The organism is Streptobacillus ratti (assembly GCF_001891165.1).
Lineage (GTDB): Bacteria > Fusobacteriota > Fusobacteriia > Fusobacteriales > Leptotrichiaceae > Streptobacillus > Streptobacillus ratti.
On record NZ_LKKW01000069.1, the window covers coordinates 1 to 1,192 of the forward strand.

The 1,192-nt window shown below is 24.3% G+C and carries 1 protein-coding gene; it reads right to left on the bottom strand.

Going from position 1 to position 1,192, the window contains the following annotated elements; translation table 11 throughout:
- The coding region (locus tag BT993_RS06780) for an IS91 family transposase (protein ID WP_072593802.1) at positions 1–1,108 on the bottom strand (1,108 nt) is incomplete at its 3' end.
- Positions 1,109–1,192: the final 84 nt, after the last annotated feature.

Below are 1,192 nucleotides of genomic sequence, written 5' to 3' on the forward strand. Positions count from 1 at the left end.
TAAGATAAATATTACAATGAGGACACATAAAAGGGTCAAAGTCCCAAAGTTCTTTAAAGTTTTTCCTAAATAAAGAAAGAGACTTTTTATTAACCTGAGCTTTAAGATAAAATAGAGACATTTTAACTTTAGAAGAAATTCTTCTAGCATAGAAACCATATCTATTAATCATCTTAAAATACTTTAAAGGTAGATGAAAAAGCACTTTAGCAACAAAATCTTTAAAAGATAAAGTAGAATAAGTAACTTCTTTATTATTACTTAAATCTTCAAATTTAAATGTAAGAGAATTTTTATTAAAATCAATATTAACAATCTTATATTCAGCAATAGGAACTCTTGATAAATATCTACCAAGATATTTAATAATGTATTTAGGATTATTAATATCATTACCAGCTACATTAAAAAAGAACCTAACATCATTATCATAAACATTAGATACAGTTTTTTTAGCTTGTATTTTAATAATATCATTAGGATAATTAGCATTACTAATTAATTTACAAAGAGAAAACTTCCATTGATTAGCAATAGAGGGGACATGAAAGTATTTAAGTTCTTTATATTGAAATTTTTTATTAAAACCTCCAAGAGAGATGATGGCATGAATATGAGGATTAAACTTAAGGTCTCTACCAAAAGTATGAATAACAGTAATAAGTCCGTAGTTAATAATATCAGAATTAGTAAAGTAATTAGGATTAGATTTAGGGATATATATTTTTCTTTTAACTTTATCTTTGATATTATGGAATTGATATTTAAAAATATTGTTAATAGCCTTAGGGAGAGTAAAAAGTACATGCCTATGAGGAATGTTAATAAATTGTTTTAAGATAGAATTAGTCCAATTAACAGAATAGTTATAACCACAAGATGGACAAAGTCTAGATTTACAAGTAAGTTTCATTTTATGTTGAAAATTACAAGAGGAACAACGATAAGAGATAAAGCCTTTAGAGAGATTACCACAGTTAAGAAAATTATTAATGGAATGGTTGATATGTTCAATATGTTTTTTATCAAAATATGGCTTGATAGAATTAATAGAATTTGTTAAAATAGATTTGGAGAAGATAGATTTAATTTTATTAGAATTATACATTATATTGACTCCTTTCTGTTATTTGGTTTGGCGATTAAATTATACAGAAAAAGAAGAGGTGATTCAAGAATTTTTTTTGAAATT